The following is a 24,643-nucleotide window of genomic DNA, read 5'->3' as shown; positions in this document are numbered from 1 at the left end:
GCGACCACCCCTTAGTAAGTCCGGACTTTTGGCTCGAACGCCGGTACGGTTTTCGGCGCGAAGTTAACAGCGCGCTTGGCAACGCGTTTTTCGCCCGGGAAGTACAGGGTGTGGCACAGCCAGTTTTCGTCGTCACGGTCTTCGAAGTCTTCACGGGCGTGAGCACCGCGGGACTCTTTACGAACTTCTGCAGCGATTGCAGTGGCTTCAGCGACTTCCAGCAGGTTCTGCAGCTCCAGCGCTTCGATACGCGCGGTGTTGAAGGCCTGGGACTTGTCGTTGATCTTGACGTTGGCAATGCGCTCACGCAGTTGCGCCAGCTGCTCGATACCCTTCTGCATGTATTCGCCAGTACGGAATACACCGAAGTAGTTCTGCATGCAGCTTTGCAGCTCGCGACGCAGGGTAGCCACGTCTTCGCCAGTGTTGCGCTCGTTGAGCTTGTTCAGACGGCTCAGGGCAACGTCGATATCGGTGTCGCTGGCGTCGAGGTATTCGATACCGTCGCTCAGCGCTTTTTCCAGGTGCAGACCAGCGGCACGACCGAATACCACCAGGTCGAGCAGCGAGTTGCCGCCCAGACGGTTAGCACCGTGAACCGATACGCACGCCACTTCACCTACTGCGAACAGACCAGGGATGATCTGGTCAACGCCGTCGGCGTCCTGGGTCATGGCTTGGCCATGGATGTTGGTGGCAACGCCGCCCATCATGTAGTGGCAGGTTGGAACAACAGGAACCGGCGCAACAACAGGGTCAACGTGAGCGAAGGTCTTGGACAGCTCACAGATACCTGGCAGGCGGCTGTGCAGTACTTCTTCACCCAGGTGGTCGAGCTTGAGCATCACGTGGTCGCCGTTAGGGCCACAGCCGTTACCGGCGATGATCTCTTTAACCATGGAACGGGCCACAACGTCACGACCAGCGAGGTCTTTGGCGTTTGGCGCATAACGTTCCATGAAACGCTCGCCGTGCTTGTTGATCAGGTATCCACCTTCACCACGGCAGCCTTCGGTAACCAGTACACCGGCGCCGGCAATACCGGTCGGGTGGAACTGCCACATTTCAATGTCCTGAACCGGAACGCCTGCACGCAGGGCCATACCGATGCCGTCACCGGTATTGATCAGGGCGTTGGTGGTCGAGGCGTAGATACGGCCTGCACCGCCGGTGGCCAGTACAGTGGCCTTGGACTTGATGTACAGGGTTTCGCCGGTTTCGATGCAGATAGCGATCACACCGACGAACGCGCCTTCCTGGTTCTTCACCAGGTCAACAGCGTAGTACTCGTTCAGGAACGTGGTACCTGCTTTCAGGTTGCCCTGGTACAGGGTGTGCAGCAGCGCGTGACCGGTACGGTCGGAAGCGGCACAGGTACGGGCAGCCTGGCCACCTTTACCGTAGTCCTTGGACTGACCACCGAACGGACGCTGATAGATACGACCGGTTTCGGTACGCGAGAACGGCAGACCCATGTGGTCCAGTTCGAAGACCGCAGCCGGGCCTTCCTGACACATGTATTCGATAGCGTCCTGGTCACCGATATAGTCGGAACCTTTGACGGTATCGTACATGTGCCAGCGCCAGTCATCGTTCGGGTCGGCCGAAGCGATGGCGCAGGTGATGCCACCCTGAGCCGATACAGTATGCGAACGGGTCGGGAAGACCTTGGTGATCACGGCAGTCTTGTGACCACCCTGGGCCAGCTGCAGCGCAGCGCGCATGCCGGCACCGCCACCACCAATGATGATGGCGTCGAATGTAATCGTAGGAATGTTAGCCATGAATCAGATACCCCAGAGAATCTGCACACCCCAGACGAAGTACGCGAACATCGCGACACCACATACCGCCTGGAACAGGAAACGTACGGCAGTCGCCGACTTGCCCAGCGCCATCGGCGTCAGGTAGTCGGTAGCGATGGTCCACATGCCGACCCAGGCGTGAGCGCCCAGGGCAACCAGTGCCAGCAGACTGAAAATACGCATCGCGTTGTTGGAGAACAGAGCGTGCCACTGGGCAAACTCGATGCCCGGGTGCGCGACCAGGTATCCGATCAGGAAAATGAAATAAGCCGCGAGAACGACCGCAGAAACGCGCTGCGCCATCCAGTCATAGAGGCCCGAACGCGAGAGGTTCGTGACGTTAGTTACCATATCCAAACTCCTGCCAGCACGATCACCACCACAGAGACGGCGATGATAATTTTCGAGCCCAGTCTTCCGCCTTCCAGCGTCTCACCGATGCCCATGTCCATGATCAAATGGCGCACACCGGCAACCAAGTGATACAGCAAGGCGGACAGGAGGCCCCATGCCACGAATTTGGCCAGCGGACTGGTCAAGCATGCCTTCACCTCGGCGTAGCCTTCCTCCGAACCCAGGGATTTGCCCAATGCATAAAGCATGATGCCAAGGCCCAGGAAGAGGATGATGCCGGAAACACGATGAAGAAATGACGTAACGCCGGTAATGGGGAGTTTGATGGTCCTTAGGTCTAGGTTTACAGGTCGTTGGCTTTTCACGGCTTTTTTCACACTGAAGAGCCCCTAGCAAGCAGGGCAAAGTTGTTGGTAAGTGTACTGGTCAGGTACCCACCACCCAGGGAGTGACGACCCCAGCAACACGGGCTTGCAAGCCCCTGGCGGTCGGGGGCCGATTATAGACAGTTAGGCTACTAATGACAACGCAAGGCCCTAGCCCAAATAGCGGATTGCCTTTGGCGCATAAAAGGCGTAAATGAGCGGCAATTTCGAGGAAAAATGGCGCCCAAAGCCCTTTACAACCGTGCTTTAGGCAAATTGACATTCGAATTTATCTCACTATAGTGGTGCGGGCCCTGCGTGGGGGGTCTGTCTGATGATTTCAAGCATTAATAGGAGGCCACATGGCTGACAAAAAAGCGCAGTTGGTCATCGAGGGCGCAGCCCCCGTCGAGCTGCCCATTTTAACCGGCACCGTTGGTCCCGATGTTATCGACGTTAGAGGGTTGGGGGCCACGGGTCACTTCACTTTCGACCCTGGTTTCATGGCGACCGCATCCTGCGAGTCGAAGATCACTTATATCGATGGCGACAAGGGTATCCTGCTGCATCGCGGCTATCCGATCGAACAGCTCGCCGAGAAATCCGATTACCTCGAGACCTGCTACCTGCTGCTCAACGGCGAACTGCCGAATGCCGAGCAGAAGGCCCAGTTCGTCAGCACCGTGAAAAACCATACCATGGTGCACGAGCAGTTGAAGTCCTTCTTCAACGGCTTCCGCCGCGACGCCCACCCGATGGCCGTCATGTGCGGCGTGGTTGGCGCCCTGTCGGCGTTCTACCACGACTCGCTGGACATCAATAACCCGCAGCACCGCGAAATTTCCGCGGTACGCCTGGTCGCGAAAATGCCGACCCTGGCGGCGATGGTTTACAAGTACTCCATGGGCCAACCCATGATGTACCCGCGCAACGACCTGTCGTACGCGGAAAACTTCCTGCACATGATGTTCAACACCCCGTGCGAGATCAAACCGATCAGCCCGACCCTCGCCAAGGCAATGGACCGGATTTTCATCCTCCACGCCGACCACGAGCAGAACGCATCGACCTCCACCGTACGCCTGGCTGGCTCCTCGGGCGCCAACCCGTTCGCCTGTATCGCTGCCGGTATCGCTGCACTGTGGGGCCCGGCCCACGGCGGCGCCAACGAAGCCGTTCTGACCATGCTCGATGAAATCGGCGATGTCTCGAACATCGACAAGTTCATCGCCAAGGCCAAAGACAAGAACGATCCGTTCAAACTGATGGGCTTCGGTCACCGCGTTTACAAGAACCGCGACCCACGCGCCACCGTGATGAAGCAGACCTGCGACGAAGTCCTGCGCGAGCTGGGCATCAAGAACGACCCGCAGCTGGAGCTGGCCATGCGCCTCGAAGAGATCGCACTGACCGATCCGTACTTCATCGAGCGCTCGCTGTACCCGAACGTCGACTTCTACTCGGGGATCATCCTCAAGGCGATCGGCATTCCTACCAGCATGTTCACCGTGATCTTCGCCCTGGCGCGTACCGTCGGCTGGATCTCGCACTGGAAAGAAATGCTCTCCAGCCCGTACAAAATTGGCCGCCCGCGCCAGCTGTACACCGGCTACGAAGCACGCGACATCGTCAAGCTGGAAGACCGCAAGTAAGCCTCGCGCTGAACACGAAAAAAGGCTGCCCTCGGGCAGCCTTTTTTATGGTTCTTACTCTGACGGTGGGAGCGGGCTTGCCCCGCGATGCAATCTGACCGCCCTACCGCACTCGCGGGGCAAGCCCGCTCCCACCGGAGATACAGTTAGCGAGAGCCGCTGACTGCGCGCAACTGTATCTCTCAAATCAAGGCTTTTCAGCCTTTGCTTTCAACGCCTTGAGCGTGTTGAACGGCGCATCGACCACAAACTTGTTCGCCACCACCGACGGCACGCTACCGCCCGGCTCGGTGTGCACCTGGTAAATAACCTCGGTACCGCCATCTTTGGGCGTCAGCTTCCAGAAACCATCAACCTTGGCGACGCGCACAAAACCCTTCTCTTCAGGCAGGTACTTCGGTAGCCCTTCAAGCTTGCGCGTCAAGCTACCATCGGCGCCTTCTGTCGTTGTGACATGCAAAATGGAATCACGCGGCGTCACCGGCCATGGCGTATTGAACTGGGTGTAGGTCCAGCTCTGATCACCTTCGGACTTGAGCAGCTTTTGCGATTTGCACTCATGAATCCAGGCGCAGGCACCAACAACGTCTTCCTGCAGAGCCCTGACTTTTGCCAGCGGCGCCTTGATCAGCGTTACACCACGGTAGGCCTTGTAGTCAGAACCGGCGACCTCGCTCAGGTCAACCGTGATGCCCTCTTCGTTCTTGGCTTGCTTCCAGTCTTCTGCCTGCGCCAGCGGTGCCAGCACCGCGCTCAGACCCAAGACCAGTGCCACTTGCTTAAACGATCCCATTCTTTTGTTCCTTATTGTCCAGGTTCTGCGTTTCAAGCTGCCGTCACTTGCTCCAACCACCCAAGAATTCTGATCGCCTCATCACGGTCACTGCCACACACCTCGACATCCGCCTTGAAGCCACCGCACACCGCCGGCCGCTCAGGCTTGCCGAACAACGCACAGAGATTGGCCACCGACAGATGCAAACACCGCTCACCCGCCGGTTTACCCTTGGGCATACCCGGCATTGGCGAGCTGATGGAGGGCGCGATGCAGCAGGCGCCACATCCTTCACGGCAATTCATGACAACAGAATCCTCGGCACAGCAAATGATGAATGAACCCGGATAGTACCCGCTTAAACGGTCGTTTGAAATTGCTGGCAACATGAAAATGACGCCATAAATCGTGACCTGCAGGTCGGGCAGTGACTACTGCTTGAACTCGAGCTCGATGGCTGCGCCTTCAATATCTTGCTGGCGCGCATCGTTGCGCAGCTGCAGTTGCATTTCGTTGCTCAACAGCCGGCCATTGAGCTGAAACGGGCTCTCAGAAGGAGGTTTTTCGCCAAATAGATGGGGCAACAGTGGTTTGGGCGTCGGCGCCGGATCCTGGGTTGCCGGCTTGAGGTCCTTGACCATGTCAGCTGGTAAGCGCAGATCCAACGTGGCAGCCGGTAATGCTGCCGGGGCAGCCTTGGTCGATTTCGCTTTATTCCGACCTGCCTGAGTGACCGGCTTTTTCTTCACTGGTGCGGGCTTGGGCTGTTTCTGCTGGGCTTTCGGCTGGCTTTTCGCGCCAGCGCTTGCCTGCTTTGCCGGTGTGGTGGCGGGTGGCGTCTGAGCCATCGCGCTACCGTTGCCCACCAGCAGCCCCAACAGACACAGGAGCAGGCCGACTCGAGACAAGGCTTTCATATACACCGAAAATCACCCGCAAAGATGTATATGCTCCCCGTTCCCAATGAGGCTGGCAAGCCCACGTACAAACCTAGAAAAAGTTTGCCGCCCCTGACTCCTGGCACAACTGATTGGCAAGCATGCCCAAGGTCATCAGGGCACGCTCCGCTTCGCGGTTCCAGGGAATGCCACAATTCAAGCGAATACAGTGGTTGAACTGCTCGGTATTACTGAAAATCAACCCCGGCGCGATGCTGATCCCCTGTTGCAGTGCCCGCACATGCAGCTCTTGGGTATTGACCCGCCCCGGCAAACTGACCCACAAAATAAAGCCGCCCGTTGGTCGGGTCATTTGTGTGCCTTCGGGGAAGTGCTGCTGCACCGCCAATTGATAAGCACTGAGGTTTTTACGGTACTCCTGGCGGATATAGCGCAAATGCCGATCGTAGCCGCCGTTCTCCAGATAAGAGGCAACCCCCATCTGGGTCACACTGCAGGCCGAGTGCGTGGTAAAGGTCTGCAGACGCTGAATTTCCGCCTGGTACTTACCGGCAATCATCCAGCCGATACGCACCCCGGGCGAGAGGGTCTTGGAAAAACTTGAGCAATAAATCACCCGCCCCAGACGATCAAACGCTTTGAGCGCCTTACTCTTGCCCTGTTCGAACATCAGCTCGCCATAGATATCGTCTTCAACGATCTGGATATCGAAGTCCGAAGCCAGGCGCAGTAACTGTTTTTGCCGATCTTCCGGAATGGTGCCGCCCAACGGATTACTCAAGCGCGCAGTCAACACCAACGCCTTGATCGGCCATTGGTTAGCTGCCAGCTGCAAGGCCTCCAGGCTGATACCGGTAGAAGGATCACTGGGAATTTCGATGACTTTGAGCCCGAGCAGGTCAGCCAATTGCAACAGGCCATAATACGTCGGCGACTCAGCAGCGATCAGATCACCCGGCTTGGTCAACACCCGCAGCGACATCTGCAAGGCATCCACACAGCCGTGGGTTACCACCACTTCGCTGGGGTCAACCACTACACCAGCATCACGCATGCGGATGGCGATCTGCCGACGTAACGGCTCAAAGCCCGGGCTGAACATATAGCTGAAGGCCCGCGGGCTATGAAACCGCGTGACTTTGGCCAACTGCTGGTGCAAGGCGCGCACCGGTAAATATTCGACATGCGGCACTGCAGCACCGAACGGAAACACCCCGTCGCGTCGCGCCTCGGCCAATACCTGCTGAATAATGCTACTGCGTGTCACCAGGCCGGGCCGCTCTACCCGAGCGATGTCCGGCGTCTGCGCCGTCAACGCGGGCGTCTGGTGTACATAGTAACCAGACTGTGGGCGTGCGCGGATCAACCCCTGATCTTCGAGGTTGGCATATGCCTGCAGCACGGTGGCATGGCTGACATTGAGCTGCGAACTCATTTTACGTACCGACGGCACCCGCTCACCGGGCTGATAGACACCACGACGAATGTCTTCGGCCAGTTGCTGGGCGATACGCTGGTAGAGCAGCAGGTTAGTCATGATCGGATCTCGACACGCAGGCAATGTAATTATTGTTGTACGACTCAGGTTTCGAGCCAGAATACCGGAACAGTTGCAAAGTGTACTGGGACAGATTGAAGAATAGTCGACAATACAGTTGCGTGACAGCCCCACCTCTCCTTAACTGCCCTACTCCGGTAGGAGCGGGCTTGCCCCGCGATTGCGCACTGTCAGGCACACCGCAATCGCGGGGCAAGCCCGCTCCTACCTGTGAACAGCCATAAAAAAACCCGGTGAGGGGGCTCACCGGGCTTTCAGGTTCAGTATTCAGCGCGCCGCGCCAAGCCGGCCTTTTTCGTCGGAAAACACGATTTCAACCCGACGATTCTGCGCCCTGCCCCGCTCCGAAGCGTTGGCTTCGACCGGGTACTGATCGCCATACCCTTCGACCTGGATACGCTTTTCATCAACACCCAGATCGACCAGCATGTCTGCCACCGCCTGAGCCCGGTCACGCGACAACTTCAGGTTGTCGTCCGACGAACCGGTGCTGTCGGTGTAACCCTCGATGCGCACTACACGCTTGGGGTTGAGCTGCAGAAACTGCACGAGCTTGAGCACGGTGCGGCTCGCCGAATTTTTCAGTTCCGCGCGCCCGGTATCGAACAGCACGTCGCCCAGCGTCATGACCAGGCCGCGATCACTCTGAGTGGTGGCCAGGCTGACAATCTGTGCCTCCAGCCACTTGCCTTGCTGCTGCACACTGGCGAGCTTGGCCTCACGCAGTGCCAGCTGCAAGCGCTGCCGCTCCAGCTCAAGCTTGGCCAGGCGCTCTTGGTTCAGCACCAGGTTGCTGTGCTCACGGGCAATGTCACTGTAACGCTGACTCAGGTAGGCATAATGACGAACATCGGCACCCGTCCCCAGGTAGCTGGACAAACGTTCGGCCCGCGCCAGCGACTCGCCTGCACGAATCACATCACGCGGCGCACTGCGCAGCACATTGGAATCGTCTTTGACGGTCTGGAATTTCGCCGTTGCTTCGTCCAGCGCGGTCTCGCTGCGCTGACTGGCACAGCCCTGCAAGCCAACGAGTCCGAGCAACAGCAAGGCCGCCATAGGTTTGATTGAACTCACGGCTGCTCCCCCAACTGTTTACGCAGGCGATTGACCCGCGACTGCAACAGATCCAGCTGTTCTTTACTCTTACTGGTCAAGACCCGCGCCTCGGCCAGGCGCGCATCAAGTTCAGCCTGTTCGGCACGCATACGCGCATCACGATAGGCTTCATGCGTCATGTTGACCTGAGCCCGCGCCATTTTGTCTTCGGCCAGCTTCAGCTCTGCCACATCGTCGGTCGCACCTACAGCCCGGGCTTGCTCCAGCGCCTGCTCAGACAGACGCAACTGTTCATTGGGCGCCGGGTCATTGGCGCATCCCGTCAATGCCAGCAGCGCTACGGCGGCGAATAGCGAATGAATTCTCACACAATCTTCCTACTGTTTAGGGGCATCCAGCGGTGCTTGCACCTGCGCCTTCCAGCGCTCGACATTACGCTGCAGTACCGCTTGGGACACGCCGGAGGCCGGCAATTCTGTCAGCTTTTTTGCCAGTTGTCCGCGCAACCACGCGTCATTGCAGGCCGAATTATGCGACAGCGCCAAGTACAGGCCAGGGCGGTCTACCGGCAATCCGCGCGCGATCAATGCATTGCTCATCCCCAGGCTCTGTGCCATGGCCATACCGGCATATCGCCCAGCCAGCACATAATCGACCTGGCCCAATAACAGCCGCTGGAACGCCTGGGTCAGGTTCTGCGCAGGCTCAAGCTGTAACTGACTCTTGGCGAAAGCTGAAAATTCCGGGGTCAGACGCGCTTTTTCCGAAACACTGCCACGCTGCTCGCGCAGGTCAGACAACGTGTCATACACCAGCGATGAATCATGACGAGTCCAGACGACGTACTCGTTATTGAGCAGCGACGGATGAATGTAGTCCACACGAGTGAGTTCAGCGACTGCGAACGGCGAGTCGATCAGCAGGTCAACTCGGCCGCTGCGCACTTCTTCCAGCGCCTGGCTGCGCGATCCACTGTCGAGCACTTCAACTTTCAGACCCAGCTCACCGGCCACCTGCTTGAACAGATCGACACTGGCGCCGACCAAATGCCTGGGGTCTTGCGGGTCACGCCACGAATACGGTGGAGCATCGGGGCTGCCAGTAGCCACCAGACGCTCACATTTGCCCGCTGCCACTACCTGCGTCGGTAGCAGCACCACCGCGCACAACAGCGTTGTGCTCATCCGGCCAAGCCATCCCATGCATCCGACTCCTAACCCGTCATCTGAAAACAAAAAAGCCCGATCCGGGGGTTGCGCAAGACTGGCTTGCACAACCCGCCCGGACCGGGCTCTTTTATAAGTGAAGCGGCTGGATTAAACCAGCTTCTCCAGCTCAGGTACGGCTTCGAACAGGTCAGCAACCAGGCCGTAGTCAGCCACCTGGAAGATCGGCGCTTCTTCGTCCTTGTTGATCGCAACGATCACTTTGGAGTCTTTCATACCGGCCAGGTGCTGGATCGCGCCGGAGATACCGACGGCGATGTACAGCTGTGGCGCGACGATTTTGCCGGTCTGACCGACCTGCATGTCGTTCGGTACGAAACCTGCGTCGACCGCAGCGCGCGAAGCACCGACGGCAGCACCCAGCTTGTCGGCCAGGGCGTACAGGTGTTTGAAGTTGTCACCGTTCTGCATGCCACGGCCGCCGGAAACGACGATCTTGGCAGCGGTCAGCTCTGGGCGGTCGGACTTGGCCAGCTCTTCGCCAACGAAAGCCGAAGTGCCAGCGTTGTGCACGGCAGCAACAGCTTCAACAGCAGCCGAACCACCTTCAGCGGCAACGGCGTCAAAGCCGGTGGCACGTACGGTGATGACTTTGACGGCAGCGTTCGATTGCACAGTGGCAATGGCGTTACCGGCGTAGATCGGGCGCTTGAAGGTGTCTGCCGACTCAACCGAGATGATTTCGGAGATCTGGTCAACGTCCAGCTGCGCGGCAACGCGTGGCAGGATGTTTTTACCGTTGGAGGTAGCAGGCGCCAGCACGTGGCTGTAACCCTTGCCCAGCTCGGCAACCAGCGGTGCTACGTTTTCTGGCAGCAGGTTGGCGTAAGCGGCGTTATCGGCAACCAGTACCTTGGCAACGCCAGCGATCTTGGCGGCAGCTTCAGCGACACCACCAACATTCTGGCCAGCGACCAGCACGTGGATGTCACCACCGATTTTGGCGGCAGCAGCAACAGTGTTCAGAGTGGCCGGGGCAACGGCACCGTTTTCGTGTTCAGCGATAACCAGGATAGTCATTTAGATTACCTTCGCCTCGTTCTTCAGTTTCTCGACCAGTTCAGCAACCGACTTGACCTTGATACCCGCGCTGCGAGCAGCTGGAGCTTCAACTTTCAGGGTCTTGTTGGTCGAGGCAGTGGAAACGCCCAGCGCATCTGGAGTAACGGTCTCCAGCGGCTTCTTCTTGGCCTTCATGATGTTCGGCAGCGACGCATAGCGTGGCTCGTTCAGGCGCAGGTCGGTGGTGACGATCGCAGGCAGGTTCAGCGCTACAGTTTGCAGGCCGCCGTCGATTTCACGGGTGACGTTGACTTTGTCGCCAGCGACTTCGACTTTGGAAGCGAAGGTGCCTTGGGCGAAACCGGTCAGCGCAGCCAGCATCTGGCCGGTCTGGTTGTTGTCGCTGTCGATGGCTTGTTTGCCAAGGATTACCAGCTGAGGCTGTTCTTTGTCGACAACTGCCTTGAGCAGTTTGGCGACGGCCAGCGAAGTCAGCTCTTCAGCAGACTCGACCAGCACCGCACGGTCAGCACCCAGTGCCAGGGCAGTACGCAGCTGCTCCTGAGCAGTGGCCGGGCCGACGGTAACGACGACGATCTCGCTCGCCACGCCCTTTTCTTTCAGGCGGACGGCTTCTTCTACGGCGATTTCGCAGAAGGGGTTCATGGACATCTTGACGTTAGCAAGGTCGACGCCGGAGTTGTCCGCCTTGACGCGAACCTTGACGTTATAGTCGACCACTCGTTTGACAGCTACAAGAACCTTCATGGATTCCTCGTTACTCTCCGGTGAAAAGAATGTCGCCTGGGGCAAACCCGGCGATAGCGCGTGGGTACAAGGGCACCTCCAAAAACGATTGCAGCCGGTAAAATTTAACCCTGACCCAGCAGTCTTTATTCGACCGTGCAGCAGCAAAACCATCGGGCATTTTCTGTCGTGGTGTGTAAACTCCACTACAAGGCGGGCCAAGGCCCTCCAACCCTGCTTTACGTCTGGTTTTTAGGGGTGCACCTGCATCCGGCGGTCAGCCTACGGCGAGCGCAAAACCGCTCGTATCTTGACCGTAACACCTAATCCGGTCAATACGGCAAATCGGTCAGATTCACGCCGTGCGTCTTTGATTTTACTGGCCTGCGGCAAATTCAAACAAACGTTTGTATTGGACCTGCCGAGTGGTGTAGATATAATGCGCGACCAAGAGAAAGCGGTGTAGTCCGTCATCGTTCGAGCTACAGCTTGAGCGCGGTTAAAAATGATCGCCTGCCACCCACCAACAAAGAAAAACTGATGAGCCTTGAGTAGGAGAGAACCTGTGGAACGCGAATACATGGAATTCGACGTGGTCATTGTCGGCGCTGGCCCGGCTGGCCTGTCCGCCGCCTGCCGACTGAAGCAGAAGGCCGCCGAAGCCGGTAATGAAATCAGCGTCTGCGTGGTTGAGAAAGGCTCGGAAGTCGGTGCCCATATCCTCTCCGGCGCAGTCTTCGAGCCGCGCGCCCTGAACGAACTGTTCCCGGACTGGAAAGAGCTCGGCGCCCCGCTCAACACCGAAGTCAAACGCGACGACATCTACGTGCTCAAGGACGCTGGCAGCTCGGTCAAGGTCCCCGACCTGTTCGTGCCCAAGACCATGCACAACGAAGGCAACTACATTATCTCCCTGGGTAACCTGTGCCGCTGGCTGGCCCAGCAGGCCGAGAACCTGGGCGTCGAAATCTACCCGGGCTTCGCCGCCCAGGAAGCCCTGTTCGACGAAAACGGCGTGGTCCGCGGGATCATCACCGGCGACCTGGGTGTCGACCGTGAAGGCAACCCGAAAGACGGCCTGTACACCCCCGGCATGGAACTGCGTGGCAAGTACACCCTGTTCGCCGAAGGCTGCCGTGGGCACATCGGCAAGCAACTGATCAAACGCTTCAACCTCGACAACGAGTCCGACGTCCAGCACTACGGTATCGGCTTGAAAGAAATCTGGGAAATCGACCCGGCCAAGCACGAACAAGGCCTGGTGGTGCACACCGCCGGCTGGCCGCTGGATGTCATGGCCAAAGACAACACCGGTGGTTCGTTCCTCTATCACCTGGAAAACAACCAGGTGGTTGTCGGCTTGATCGTCGACCTGTCCTACAGCAACCCGTTCCTGTCGCCGTTCGACGAATTCCAGCGCCTCAAGCACCACCCGGTGATCAGCCAGTACCTCGAAGGTGGCAAGCGCATCAGCTACGGCGCCCGCGCACTGGCCAAAGGCGGCCTGAACTCGCTGCCGAAAATGGTCTTCGCCGGTGGCGCCCTGATCGGCTGCGACCTGGGCACCATGAACGTGGCCAAGATCAAGGGCAGCCATACCGCGATGAAGTCCGGCATGCTGGCCGCTGAAGCCGTGGCCGATGCCCTGTTGGCCGGTAGCGAAGGTGGCGATCAACTCAACAGCTACGTCACCGCCTTCAAGGCCAGCTGGCTCTACGAAGAACTGTTCTCCAGCCGTAATTTCGGCCCGGCCATGCACAAGTTCGGCCCGATGCTCGGTGCAGCCTTCAACTATGTCGACCAGAACTGGTTCGGCGGCAAACTGCCGTTCACCCTGCGCGACACCAAGCCTGACTACGCCTGCCTGAAGCTGGCGGCTGACTCGAAGAAAATCGATTACCCGAAACCGGACGGCAAACTCAGCTTCGACAAGCTCAGCTCGGTGTTCCTCTCCAGCACCAACCATGAAGAAGAGCAGCCTTGCCACTTGAAGCTGACCGACGCGGGCATCCCGATTGGCACCAACTTGCCGCTGTACGACGAACCGGCGCAGCGCTACTGCCCGGCTGGCGTGTACGAAGTCGTCACCCAGGAAGACGGTAAAAAACGCTTCCAGATCAACGCCCAGAACTGTGTGCACTGCAAGACCTGTGACATCAAGGACCCTTCGCAGAACATCACTTGGGTAACACCGGAAGGTGCTGGCGGCCCGACTTACCCGAACATGTAAGTCAGGCAGCCAACAAAAAGCCCCCTCGCCTTGCGGCCTGGGGGCTTTTGTTTGATTACTGCGTTATCCCGGTAGGAGCGGGCTTGCACCGCGATGGCGATTCCCCAGACTCATCACTATCGTGGGGCAAGTCGGGTCGCCGCACCGCCGCTCCCACTCGGTTCACACCGACCCTTTGGGAGCGGGTTCACCCGCGAAGCAAACACCGCAGTGAATGGCACGGGCTTCGCCCGTGTTCGCGGCTGTTCGACGCCTCGATGAACCCGCTCCTACACAGGGTGATTAAGACGGTACCTCCCACCCTGCCTCTTCCGCATACGCCACCGGCTGGCGCCCTGCGTAGTACATCACCGTCAACAGCCCCACCCCGCCCATGACCAAACTGAACAATACACACACCCATGGACTCCATGGCATCAATGCGATCAGCATCAACGGTGTCACACTGGCCCACAGTGCATAGGCAATGTTGTAGGTAAAGGAAATCCCCGAAACCCGCACCGCTGCCGGGAACAACCCGACCATCACTGATGGCACCACGCCCACCACCCCACACGCCAGCCCGGCCACCGCATAAGCCAGCCCAGGCCATTGCCAGCCACCCACCAGGCTTGCGTACAAGATGCCAATCCCCAGCGGCAATAGCACACTGTAGAACATCAGCGCTCGCCAGGCGCCAATCCGGTCAACCAGCAGACCAGCCAGCACACAACCAATGTTGAGAAAGACAATCCCCATGCTGCTCAACGCGAACGTGTGCCCGGCAGTCATCCCGAATCGCTGCTGCATCACCGTTGGCGTGATCACCACCAACACCACCACCGCCGAGGTCAGTACGCACGTCAGCAGTGCCGCCGGCATCAGCGCCCGACGATGTTCACTGAGCACGGTACGCAACGGAAATGCCACGGGCTGCTCGCGGCGCTCACGCAACGCCAGAAACACTGGGGTTTCGCTCAACCAGCGGCGCAGCCACACACCGACCACACCAAATACCCCACCCAACAGGAACGGATAGCGCCAGGCGTAGTCGAGAATCTCCTGCGCGGTAAACAACTGTGCCAACGCCGTCGCGGTCAGGGCACCGAGCAGATAACCGAAGGTCAGGCCCGCTTGCAGGAAGCCCAGCGCATAACCCCGACGGCCCGGCGGTGCATGCTCGGCCACAAACACCCAAGCACTGGGGACTTCGCCCCCGACTGCAGCACCCTGAAATATCCGCAGCGCCAACAAAATAAGCGGGGCAAAGTAGCCGATGTCGGCATAGGTCGGCATCACACCGATCAGCAGGCAGGGCAATGCCATCATCAGGATGCTCAGGCTGAACACCTGTTTGCGCCCCAGGTGATCAGCAAAGTGCGCCATCAGGATTCCACCCAGCGGCCTGGCCAGGTAGCCGGTGACAAAAATGCCGAAACTCTGCAACAGCCGCAGCCACTCAGGCATCTGCGGCGGAAAGAACAACTGGCTGAGCGTGAGGGCAAAAAACACGAAGATGATGAAATCGTAGATTTCCAACGCGCCGCCCAATGCTGCCAGGCTCAGCGTTTTATGGTCACTGCGCGTCAAGCGTAGCGCTGGCGCAGGCGTGGTGGCTGTCATAGAGGCATCCGTCAATCGATAGGCAGTAGCGCGCGGCTTGGCGCGCCTCGGCGAACGCGACAGGATAACAAATGCATCCAAGGGTGCGGACGCTGCGGCCAGGATCAGCGGGTAAAGATCGAGGGCGGGAACGCCATCCGTCGCTGGGAGAAGCCCGGATGGGCGGTGCGATCCGCTATTCCCGGCAATTGCCCGATAACTTTTGGCATGTCGATGATCGACATGAAGCTCTGCAGGGTTTCGTTGTCAGGTACTTTCGGCAGGCTGACATTCACCGCCTCGCGCCGGGCACTGGGGATGGCAGGTAATTTCAAGTGCTGGGACTCATACAGCAGCGCGTGCTGGATCTGCGCACTCATCTGGCAATACCGCTCAAGGTCGACCCCGACATGGCTGGCAAGATCGATATTGCCTACCAGCAGATTGAAAGGTTGCAACGCCCCTTGCACCAGATGCTGCAGGTCTTCAAAGGATTCAACCGGCGCAATGCGGTAATAGCCCATGCCATTGAGCATTTTTTCCAATTGCATCAACTGCATCGGATGCTCATCGGCAATCAGGATCCGCATTGATTTATTAGGCATCGTCAATGACCAAGGCATTTAAGGCTGAGTGACGTTCCTCGACCATACTGCGCCAAAAAATCAACTACAGGCTGTGGCGGCGGGTACATCGCCAGTTAATTATCCGTCTGTATTGATAGTTGTAGGGAAAACCGCAGAAATCAAGCAAGCCACCACGGAATTTTTTCGCTTTTCCGCTGTCGCGCTTCAGCACTCCCATTGACGCATGCGCACACGGCAATGCTTCATCGCGTTGACGATGTGTTTTTCCACCAGACTGCGGGAAATTCCCAGACGTTCGGCGATTTCCTGATGGGACAGGCCTTCAAGCTTGCGAAGCAGGAAACAGTCGCGGCACAGCTGGCTCAGCTCGCCCAAGGCCCGCTGAATCAACTCCAGACGCTGGCGCTGCTCCATGTCTTGGGACGGTGCAGGTGAAAAGAACCGTTCGTCGCTGTCGAGCACGTCCAGTGATTCAGCTTGGCGCAACTGTCCACGGCGGTGGCCATCGATCACCAGGTTCAGGGCGGTGCGGTAAAGGAAGGCGCGCGGGTGTTCGATGTCGGTATCGCCGGTGCGCTCCAGCACGCGGGTGTAGGCATCATGGGCGACGTCTTCAGCCGCCTGACGGTTACCCAGGCGGGCGCAGAGGAAACTCACCAGTTCACGATAGTAATGTTCCAACACAGCACCTGGCCGCTACATCGGCACGAATTCCCCGACTCAAGGATGAGGAGGTATGAATGATGGCAATACGCGATAATACAAATTACAATTATTCTCAGCAAGCATGATCCACCACCCTCTCCCCCCGTGATTTCGAGCCAGGATGGCGACCCACAACATCGGCATGAGTAAATTCTCCCGTGAGCCTCTCGTTTATCGGGGAGCCCCCCATGCCTGTCTTGCCTGCCAGCATGACTCCGCGGCCCAACCCTTTGGCTGGAACCCCACATGAGACGCTCCTCAACAACGCGCCGCCTTTTGTTCTGCGGCATCGGTCTGCTCAGCGTGGGCGCCCTGCTCGCCTGGAAAACCCTCGATGCGGGCGCAGACCCTCACAGCACCGTGACCGTCACCCGTGGTGAAATCGAAAGCAGCGTGACCGCGCTGGGCACTTTGCAGCCCAGACGCTATGTCGACGTCGGCGCCCAGGCGTCCGGCCAGATCCGCAAACTGCATGTGGAGGTGGGCGACCAGGTCAAGGAAGGACAACTGCTGGTAGAAATCGACCCCTCGACCCAGCAGGCCAAGCTCGACGCCGGGCGTTTCTCGATCGACAACCTCAAGGCCCAGCTCGCAGAGCAACAAGCCCAGTACCAGTTGGCCGAACAACAATTGCAGCGCCAACGCAGCCTCGCCGCTGGCGGTGCCACACGCGAAGAAGATGTGCAAAGTGCCCAGGCCCAGCTCAAGGTTACCCAGGCTCGCATCGACATGTACCGTGCACAGATTCGCCAGGCCCAGGCCAGCCTGCGCAGCGACGAAGCCGAGCTGGGCTACACCCGCATCTATGCCCCGATGAGCGGCACCGTGGTCGCCGTGGATGCCCGCGAAGGCCAGACCCTGAACGCCCAGCAGCAAACACCGCTGATTCTGCGCATCGCCAAACTCTCGCCGATGACCGTTTGGGCCCAGGTATCCGAAGCCGACATCGGCCACGTTAAACCGGGCATGTCGGTCTACTTCACGACCCTCGCAGGCGGTAAGCGACGCTGGAACAGCAGCGTGCGTCAGATCCTGCCGATTCCCCCCAAGCCGCTGGACCCGTCCAATCAGGGCGGCGGCAGCCCGTCGGGCACCAGTGCCAGCGGCACCGGTAGCAAAGTCGTGCTTTACACCGTGCTGCTGGATGTCGACAACCCCGACAACGCTCTGATGGCGGAAATGACCACCCAGGTGTTCTTCGTCGCCGGCCGCGCCAGCAAGGTACTGACCGTGCCAGTCGCCGCGCTGGATGAAGATGCTGGCGACGAAAACCTGCGCATTGCCCAGGTACTCAGCGCCAACGGCAAGGTCGAGCAACGCCAGGTACGCACCGGGCTCAGCGACCGCCTGCGTGTCCAAGTGCTTGAAGGCTTGAGCGAAGGTGAACAGTTGCTGATCGGTGCGCCGTCGGCCAGCGGAGGTTAAATGAGTACGCCGCTGATTGAACTGCGAGACATCCGTAAATCCTATGGTGGCGTCGACACGCCAAAAGTCGAAGTGGTCCGCGGCATCAGCCTGGCCATCCACCCCGGTGAGTTTGTCGCCATCGTCGGCGCTTCGGGTTCTGGCAAGTCGACACTGATGAACATCCTCGGTTGCCTGGACCGGCCTACCTCCGGTGACTACCTGTTCGCCGGCAAAGACGTCGCCCAGCTGGACAGCGACGAACTGGCCTGGCTGCGTCGAGAAGCGTTCGGCTTCGTATTCCAGGGCTACCACTTGATTGCCTCAGGCTCCGCCCAGGAGAACGTCGAGATGCCGGCCATTTACGCCGGCACGCCCGCCGCCGAGCGCCATGCCCGCGCGTCCGCCTTGCTCGACCGCCTGGGCCTGGCCAGCCGCACCGGCAACCGCCCGCACCAGCTTTCCGGCGGTCAGCAACAACGGGTATCGATTGCCCGCGCGCTGATGAACGGCGGCCACATCATTCTGGCCGACGAACCGACTGGCGCCCTCGACAGCCAGAGCGGCGCAGAAGTCATGGCCCTGCTCGACGAACTGGCCAGCCAGGGCCATGTCGTCATTCTGATCACCCATGACCGCGAAGTCGCCGCACGGGCCAAGCGCGTCATCGAAATCCGCGACGGGCTGGTGGTCAGCGATTCAGCCAACGAACCTGCCGCGCCCTGTACTGCCAGCCCTGGCTTGCAGGCCGAAGACCTGCGCCAGCGCCTGGACCAGGGTGCGACCCACAGCGGCGCCTGGAAAGGCGAAATGCTCGAAGCCTTGCAGGCCGCTTGGCGGATCATGTGGATCAACCGCTTCCGCACCGCCTTGACCTTGCTCGGAATTATCATCGGTGTTGCGTCGGTCGTGGTGATGCTCGCCGTGGGTGAGGGCAGTAAGCGCCAGGTCATGGCGCAGATGGCGGCGTTCGGTTCGAACATACTCTACCTGAGTGGCAGCGCCCCAACGCTGCGCGAACCTGCCGGTGTCATCAGCCTCGATGATGTCGCCGCCGTAAGCACCCTGCCGCAAGTGAAAAAAATCATGCCGGTGATCGGCAACGAGCTGATGGTGCGTTTCGGCAACAACAACCAACAGTTCTATGTAGGCGGCAACAACACCTACTTCCCCGAGATATTCAACTGGCCGGTGGTCGAGGGCAGCTTCTTTACCGAAGCCGACGAACAAGCTGCCGCCGCTGTTGCGGTGATCGGCCAGAAGGTCAAACAAAAGCTGTTCGGCGACCAGCTCGACCCGATCGGTCAGTACATCCTCGTGGAAAACGTACCGTTTCAAGTGGTCGGCATTCTGCAGGGCAAAGGCGCCAGCTCTGGCGATCAGGACAGTGACGAACGGATCGTAGTGCCCTACTCCGCCGCAGCCATCCGCCTGTTCGGCAGTCAACACCCTGAATACGTGACCATCGCCGCTGCCGACTCACGGCGGGTAGCCGAAACTGAAGCGGCCATCGACAAACTGATGCTCAAGCTCCACCACGGCAAGCGTGATTTCGAACTGAGCAATGACGCAGCCCTGATCCAGGCCGAGGCGCGTACCCAGAACACCCTGTCGCTGATGCTTGGTTCGATTGCGGCGATTTCGCTATTGGTTGGCGGTATCGGGGTAATGAACATCATGCTGATGACCGTGCGTGAGCGCACCCGTGAAATCGGTATCCGCATGGCCACTGGCGCGCGTCAGCGCGACATCCTGCGCCAGTTCCTCAGCGAAGCGGTACTGCTGTCGATGGTCGGCGGCCTGACCGGCATTGCCTTGGCGTTGTTGATCGGCGGCGCGCTGCTGCTGGGCGACATCGCCGTCGCCTTTTCCCTGGCCGCCGTCCTCGGCGCCTTTGCCTGTGCAGTGGTCACCGGGGTGGTGTTCGGCTTCATGCCGGCGCGCAAAGCCGCTCAGCTCGACCCGGTCAAAGCCCTTACCAGCGAATAATTCATGAACCTGCCCAACCGTCTCAGTGTGTTGTCCCTCAGTGTGTTCATCGCCGCCTGCAGCCACAGCCCTACGCCAGCGGACAGTGGCCTGCAAGCACCCAACGCGTGGCAAGGTCACAGCAACCCTGAACAGCCTCCGGCGCAACAGGACTGGTGGCTACAGTTCGCCAGCGCCCCGCTCAATCAGTTGATCGCGCAGGCGCAAGCCAACAGCTTCGACCTTGCCGCCGCCACCGCCAGGATCCGCCAGGCCCAGGCCTCGGCGGTGATCGCTGGCGCGCCGTTACTGCCGGAAGTGAAATTCGGCCTGGATGGCAGCCGCCAGCGCCTGCTACGCGGTGATGGCTTTGACCAGCTTGATGCCAGTAACAGTGAACGTACCAGTACTTCATTCAACGCGACGCTGAGTGCCAGTTACGAGATCGATTTCTGGGGTGGCAATGCTGCCGCCCGTGACAGCGCCCGGTTTGCGCTGGACGCCAGCCATTACGACCGCCAGACCGTAGAACTGACTCTGCTCAGCGGCGTCGCCAACAGCTACCTGCAAAGCCTGGCGCTCGCCGAACAGGCGCGCATTGCCCGGCTCAACCTGACCAACGCTGAAGACGTCTTGCGCTTGGTGCAAACCCGTTATGACGCGGGCTCGGCCACCGCATTGGAACTTGCCCAGCAACAGAGCCTAGTCGCAGGGCAAGCCCGCCAGATCCCCCTGTTCGAGCAACAGCTGCAAGAAGCCCGCATTACCCTGGCGACCCTGCTGGGTCAGCCCGTGCAGCAATTGCCACCGTTGCAGGAATCACTTAACGGCGTGCGTTGGCCCGCGATTGGCAGTGGCGTGCCAAGCCAGTTGCTCAGCCGCCGCCCTGACATAGCCGCAGCTGAAGCACGCCTGGCTGCCGCCCAGGCCAATGTCCAGGTGGCGCGCGCAGCGATGCTGCCCAGCTTGACGCTAGGGGCCGACTTGGGCTCAGGCGCCGATACCTTCGCGCAGATCCTGCGCAGCCCTTACTACACCCTGAGCGCGGGCCTGGCGGCACCGATCTTCAACAACGGCCGCCTACGCGCCGAACGCGACAAAGCCCAGGCGCAGCAGGAGGAACTGCTGGAAAACTACCGCAGCACCATCGTGTCCGGTTTTGCCGATGTGGAAAAAGCCCTGAATGCGATCAGCGGTGTGGATGACCAACGTCGCTGGCAAGACCAGGAAGTCAACTACGCGCAAACCGCCTTTGCCCTGTCGCAAAGCCGCTATCAGGCCGGGGCCGAAACCTTGCTGACCGTACTGGAGACGCAACGCACGCTGTACCAGGCCCAAGACCAACAAGCACAACTGCGCCTGGCGCGGTTACAAGGCAGCGTGGCGTTGTACAAAGCCCTTGGCGGCGGCTGGCAAGCCTCGAAATAAAGGCGCTCTGTGGGAGCTGGCTTGCCCCGCGATTGCGGTGTGACAGAAAGACCGCAATCGCGGGGCAAGCCCGCTCCTACCGGTTCAGGACACGATTCCGCGCAGCGACAAGTGCCGCGCATACCACGGCCGTTGCGGCACCCGGCGCACCAGGTCGGCGATTTTGTCGTCTTCACCGAAGGTGATACGCAACGCCAGTTTCATGGTTTCCACATCCATTTCCACCGATTTGCCGGGCAAGGCGCCAGGCACAGTGCTGCAGCCATGGGTCACTGGGCCCAACCACGGGTCTTCGACCTCAACCCAACGCCCTGGCGCGAACCACTTCACACCATTGACCTCACGTCTGCGCACCTGCCCAGGGTTATGCCGCTCATGGGCGCGGAACCAGTCTTCGACGCGGTCGTCGATCCAGCCATGAAAGCCCCAGAACACCGGGCTGACATGGGATGAGAACGGATCACCGAGAAAGTCGTTGTCTGCCCCGAACCAACGCGATGCAAAATCCGCTGGATCACGCGCAAACGGTACTGGCGCACCGTTGACCGGGTCTCGCGGCACCGAGGCCCAGCACATGTGCAACCAGTCATGCAGGTTCATCTCAAGCTCCGAGCCGAACGCGCCGAGGCTCAGCTTAGAGAGGTAGAGCGGGTCCTGGTACTGCGATTCCCAGACCTGAAAGTTACTGCAGAAGGTTTCACCGGCCTTGATCGCCGACACCCACTGGCCATACGCCTCATCGTCCGGCGCCGTCCACGTGGGAGGGATGCAGTAGCCGTCATGGTTGGCAAAGTAGCGGGCAAAGCCCTGGCGGTCCTGCTCGACGCTGGGCCTGGGCAAAGGGAAATGCGGCCACGACGGCAGATCTTGCATGGAACGCGCCGTGCCAAGCATGTGCCGGTGCATGAACAGAAAGTCGACACCCGAACCGTTGCGATGTTTGCGCGGGCCACGGGCGTCGCGCTCCAAGTCGCGCGGTCCGGGTTGCCAGCCCAGCCCGCGCAGCGCATCGCGTTTCTCAGCCGTCAGGTCATGCCACTTGTCGCGGGTGGCATGCCAGAGCTGATGGAACAAGCGATGCTCGGCACTGATCAACCACGCCTGCAGTTGCGGGGTATAAGGCAAGCGCTGACGCGCTTCCGGAAACAGGCGTTTGACTGCAACAAAACGGCTGTCCAGCAACGGCAAGGCCATGGCGCGATCCAGCGGTTGCAGGCGGCCGCTCAAAGTCCCGCTGCCAGCATTGGAAAAATCACCCCAGACTTCATCGAGGCTGGCCACGCACTCATACCCCGGGCCGCCCTGGCTGCTCAGCAAACGCCAGCGTATCTGCGCGCTGGAAGCACCCACCAGGTCACCTACTACACGGTAAGCCGCCGGCCCTGCCGCTTCCAGGCGGCTTTGCTCATCGACAAAGCCGCGCAATCCACGCCCCTTGGTGGCGACGTCTAGGTACAACTGCAAGCCGTGCTCAGGCAAGCCCGCCAAGCCGGCCTGGCTGCCGAACAAGCGCAAGTCCCACACCCCGCGCAACTGATCAGCCAACTGCTGGCCAGCAATGTCGGCCAGTTCGACACTGGCCTCACCCGGCGTGACGATGTCGTCTTCAGGGTCGTGGGTCAGTTCCTTGTGCGCGTAATACACTGCAGGCACGGCTGCACCTGCCACTGCCAGCCCCGCCATGAATCCTCGCCGCGAAATCGTCATTGTCCTACCTGTGCGCGTTGAGGCTGGCGACCGCTGCGGTCAGCGCACGGCCGAAGCGTGCAGCCACTTCATCGACTTGCTCGGCACTGATCACCAGTGGCGGCAAAAAGCGCACGACGGCTCCGTGACGACCACCCAGCTCAAGAATCAACCCGCGCTTGAGGCACTCGCGCTGTACCAGCGGCGCCAGGCGTGGGCAGGCGGCCGGGTGACCTTGGGCATCCTTGGTTGCAGCGGGGTCAACCAACTCGACCCCGAGCATCAAGCCGCGGCCACGAATGTCACCCAGTTGCGGGAAGTCTTGCTGCAGGCGTTGCAGGTGCCCGCACAAACGCTCGCCCATGGCCTGGGCGTGGGCACACAGGTTGTGCTCCTTGATGTACTTGATGACTGCCGAACCTGCCGCCATGGCCATCTGGTTGCCACGGAAAGTGCCGGCATGGGCACCGGGCTGCCAGGTGTCCAGCCACTGGCGATACACCACCACCGCAAGCGGCAGGCTGCCGCCAATGGCTTTGGACATCACCACCACATCCGGAACGATACCGGCGTGTTCGAAGGCAAACATCTTGCCGGTGCGGGCGAAACCACTCTGGATTTCATCGACGATCAACGCCACGCCAGCCTGCTCGGTAATCCGCCGTACACCGCGCAGCCACTCGACATCAGCCGGAATCACCCCGCCTTCGCCTTGTACCGCCTCAACAATGACTGCAGCGGGCAATTGCACGCCACCTTCAGGATCCTTCAGCAGGTTTTCCAGGTAATGCAGGTTGACCTTGACCCCGGCCTCGCCACCGAGGCCAAACGGGCAACGGTAGTCGTAGGGATACGGCAGAAACTGCACGCCATTGCTCAGCAGACCGGCCAACGGTTTTTTCGGCCCCAGGCTGCCCATCAGGCTCAACGCGCCTTGGGACATGCCGTGATAAGCCCCCTGAAACGACAGCACCGTCGTGCGCCCGGTGGCAGTGCGTACCAGCTTCAAGGCGGCTTCCACCGCATCGGTGCCGGTCGGGCCGCAGAACTGAATCCGCGCCTCGTTACGCAGCGCTTGCGGCAACACGCCGAACAGGTCCTGGACGAATTGGTCTTTGACTGGTGTGGTGAGGTCAAGGGTGTGCAGCGGCAACTCGTCAGCCAGAACCTGCTGAATCGCCTCGATCACCACCGGATGGTTGTGCCCCAGGGCCAGCGTCCCGGCGCCGGCCAGGCAGTCAATGAACTGACGTCCTTCGACATCTTCAACATACAGGCCCCGGGCTTTTTTCAAGGCCAGCGGAATACGCCGTGGGTAACTGCGAGCATTGGATTCCTGCTGCGTTTGGCGGGCCAGCAAGGGCGACTCTTCGAAGTGATAAAGCGTTTCGACAACGCTGATAGCGGCTGACATCTGGGGAAACCCTCGCAAGCAAGCGGATGTTATCGCTTGAAAAACGCTTCAGCGTTGCGAGGATTTAGCCAAAGCGGCGTTTTTAATCTGTGTGAGCAGCAGTCTTGCTGATTCTGGTGGGAGCGGGCTTGCCCCGCGATTGCGGTGTGTCAGTGAAATCGCAATCGCGGGGCAAGCCCGCTCCCACCGACGGGCATG

At 59.8% G+C, this 24,643-nt stretch carries 22 protein-coding genes; 5 read left to right on the top strand and 17 right to left on the bottom strand.

Annotated features, from left to right (window positions below; genetic code table 11):
* Positions 1–11 precede the first annotated feature (11 nt).
* From sdhA to sdhC, 3 genes are read right to left on the bottom strand one after another with little or no spacing between them, the layout of a single operon-like run.
* Positions 12–1,784, bottom strand: coding sequence for a succinate dehydrogenase flavoprotein subunit (gene sdhA / locus E1573_RS22165; RefSeq protein WP_133216691.1), 1,773 nt, complete (start codon positions 1,782–1,784; stop codon positions 12–14).
* 3 nt (positions 1,785–1,787) lie between these two features.
* Complete coding sequence (gene sdhD, locus E1573_RS22160) at positions 1,788–2,156, bottom strand: succinate dehydrogenase, hydrophobic membrane anchor protein (protein WP_028945358.1); 369 nt, start codon at positions 2,154–2,156, stop codon at positions 1,788–1,790.
* The gene (gene sdhC / locus E1573_RS22155; protein ID WP_177494597.1) at positions 2,150–2,536 is read right to left on the bottom strand and encodes a succinate dehydrogenase, cytochrome b556 subunit; all 387 of its coding nucleotides are present in this window, start codon (positions 2,534–2,536) and stop codon (positions 2,150–2,152) included. Before sdhC ends, sdhD begins: the two co-directional genes overlap by 7 nt.
* 350 nt (positions 2,537–2,886) lie before the next feature.
* On the opposite strand from sdhC, the gene gltA reads away from it, so the two are divergent.
* Positions 2,887–4,176, top strand: a complete 1,290-nt coding sequence (gltA, locus tag E1573_RS22150) for a citrate synthase (RefSeq protein WP_128324477.1) — start codon at positions 2,887–2,889, stop codon at positions 4,174–4,176.
* A gap of 187 nt (positions 4,177–4,363) precedes the next feature.
* On the opposite strand, the gene E1573_RS22145 is transcribed toward gltA, so the two are convergent.
* The 9 genes from E1573_RS22145 to E1573_RS22105 form a co-directional block, all read right to left on the bottom strand.
* Positions 4,364–4,969 carry an START domain-containing protein gene (locus tag E1573_RS22145; RefSeq protein ID WP_133216690.1) on the bottom strand — a complete coding sequence of 202 codons (606 nt, stop codon included), beginning with the start codon at positions 4,967–4,969 and terminating at the stop codon, positions 4,364–4,366.
* A 32-nt stretch (positions 4,970–5,001) separates the two neighbouring features.
* Positions 5,002–5,256 (bottom strand): YkgJ family cysteine cluster protein, encoded by a 255-nt coding sequence (locus tag E1573_RS22140; protein ID WP_133216689.1) that lies wholly within the window; start codon positions 5,254–5,256, stop codon positions 5,002–5,004.
* A 126-nt stretch (positions 5,257–5,382) separates the two neighbouring features.
* Positions 5,383–5,829 (bottom strand): translation initiation factor 2, encoded by a 447-nt coding sequence (locus tag E1573_RS22135; protein ID WP_371925210.1) that lies wholly within the window; start codon positions 5,827–5,829, stop codon positions 5,383–5,385.
* A 112-nt stretch (positions 5,830–5,941) separates the two neighbouring features.
* On the bottom strand, positions 5,942–7,387 hold the full coding sequence (locus tag E1573_RS22130; protein ID WP_133216688.1) for a PLP-dependent aminotransferase family protein: 1,446 nt from the start codon (positions 7,385–7,387) through the stop codon (positions 5,942–5,944).
* Positions 7,388–7,675: 288 nt separating this feature from the next.
* A complete protein-coding gene (locus tag E1573_RS22125) occupies positions 7,676–8,467 on the bottom strand; it encodes an OmpA family protein (protein WP_133216697.1) in 792 nt (263 codons plus the stop codon).
* A 14-nt stretch (positions 8,468–8,481) separates the two neighbouring features.
* Complete coding sequence (locus E1573_RS22120; protein WP_133216687.1) at positions 8,482–8,835, bottom strand: DUF4398 domain-containing protein; 354 nt, start codon at positions 8,833–8,835, stop codon at positions 8,482–8,484.
* Positions 8,836–8,844: 9 nt separating this feature from the next.
* The gene (locus tag E1573_RS22115) at positions 8,845–9,651 is read right to left on the bottom strand and encodes an ABC transporter substrate-binding protein (RefSeq protein ID WP_133216686.1); all 807 of its coding nucleotides are present in this window, start codon (positions 9,649–9,651) and stop codon (positions 8,845–8,847) included.
* 132 nt (positions 9,652–9,783) lie between these two features.
* Positions 9,784–10,713: an electron transfer flavoprotein subunit alpha/FixB family protein gene (locus tag E1573_RS22110; RefSeq protein WP_133216685.1), complete on the bottom strand. Its 930-nt coding sequence runs from the start codon at positions 10,711–10,713 to the stop codon at positions 9,784–9,786.
* Positions 10,714–11,463 carry an electron transfer flavoprotein subunit beta/FixA family protein gene (locus tag E1573_RS22105; protein WP_009396278.1) on the bottom strand — a complete coding sequence of 250 codons (750 nt, stop codon included), beginning with the start codon at positions 11,461–11,463 and terminating at the stop codon, positions 10,714–10,716. It abuts the gene before it with no gap.
* A gap of 544 nt (positions 11,464–12,007) precedes the next feature.
* On the opposite strand from E1573_RS22105, the gene E1573_RS22100 reads away from it, so the two are divergent.
* Complete coding sequence (locus E1573_RS22100) at positions 12,008–13,672, top strand: electron transfer flavoprotein-ubiquinone oxidoreductase (RefSeq protein ID WP_133216684.1); 1,665 nt, start codon at positions 12,008–12,010, stop codon at positions 13,670–13,672.
* Between the two features lie 282 nt (positions 13,673–13,954).
* On the opposite strand, the gene E1573_RS22090 is transcribed toward E1573_RS22100, so the two are convergent.
* From E1573_RS22090 to E1573_RS22080, 3 genes are all read right to left on the bottom strand, one after another.
* The gene (locus E1573_RS22090) at positions 13,955–15,274 is read right to left on the bottom strand and encodes an MFS transporter (RefSeq protein ID WP_133216683.1); all 1,320 of its coding nucleotides are present in this window, start codon (positions 15,272–15,274) and stop codon (positions 13,955–13,957) included.
* 104 nt (positions 15,275–15,378) lie between these two features.
* On the bottom strand, positions 15,379–15,858 hold the full coding sequence (locus tag E1573_RS22085) for a histidine kinase (RefSeq protein WP_133216682.1): 480 nt from the start codon (positions 15,856–15,858) through the stop codon (positions 15,379–15,381).
* A 186-nt stretch (positions 15,859–16,044) separates the two neighbouring features.
* Positions 16,045–16,521, bottom strand: a complete 477-nt coding sequence (locus E1573_RS22080; RefSeq protein ID WP_133216681.1) for a sigma-70 family RNA polymerase sigma factor — start codon at positions 16,519–16,521, stop codon at positions 16,045–16,047.
* A 270-nt stretch (positions 16,522–16,791) separates the two neighbouring features.
* Between E1573_RS22080 and E1573_RS22075 the strand changes: the two genes are divergently transcribed.
* Genes E1573_RS22075 through E1573_RS22065 form a run of 3 tightly spaced genes read left to right on the top strand, consistent with a single transcriptional unit; the run spans position 16,792 to position 21,345 of the window.
* Positions 16,792–17,970, top strand: a complete 1,179-nt coding sequence (locus E1573_RS22075) for an efflux RND transporter periplasmic adaptor subunit (RefSeq protein ID WP_133216680.1) — start codon at positions 16,792–16,794, stop codon at positions 17,968–17,970.
* Positions 17,971–19,938 carry a MacB family efflux pump subunit gene (locus E1573_RS22070; protein WP_133216679.1) on the top strand — a complete coding sequence of 656 codons (1,968 nt, stop codon included), beginning with the start codon at positions 17,971–17,973 and terminating at the stop codon, positions 19,936–19,938.
* A 3-nt stretch (positions 19,939–19,941) separates the two neighbouring features.
* Positions 19,942–21,345 carry an efflux transporter outer membrane subunit gene (locus E1573_RS22065; protein WP_133216678.1) on the top strand — a complete coding sequence of 468 codons (1,404 nt, stop codon included), beginning with the start codon at positions 19,942–19,944 and terminating at the stop codon, positions 21,343–21,345.
* A gap of 84 nt (positions 21,346–21,429) precedes the next feature.
* On the opposite strand, the gene E1573_RS22060 is transcribed toward E1573_RS22065, so the two are convergent.
* Positions 21,430–23,052, bottom strand: a complete 1,623-nt coding sequence (locus E1573_RS22060; RefSeq protein ID WP_133216677.1) for a twin-arginine translocation signal domain-containing protein — start codon at positions 23,050–23,052, stop codon at positions 21,430–21,432.
* Between the two features lie 4 nt (positions 23,053–23,056).
* Positions 23,057–24,445, bottom strand: a complete 1,389-nt coding sequence (locus tag E1573_RS22055; protein WP_133216676.1) for an aspartate aminotransferase family protein — start codon at positions 24,443–24,445, stop codon at positions 23,057–23,059.
* Positions 24,446–24,643: the final 198 nt, after the last annotated feature.

It is taken from the genome of Pseudomonas sp. H9 (assembly GCF_004353925.1).
GTDB lineage: Bacteria > Pseudomonadota > Gammaproteobacteria > Pseudomonadales > Pseudomonadaceae > Aquipseudomonas.
The sequence above is the reverse complement of the archived record's forward strand: the minus strand, read 5'-3'. Positions and strand labels throughout refer to the sequence as shown.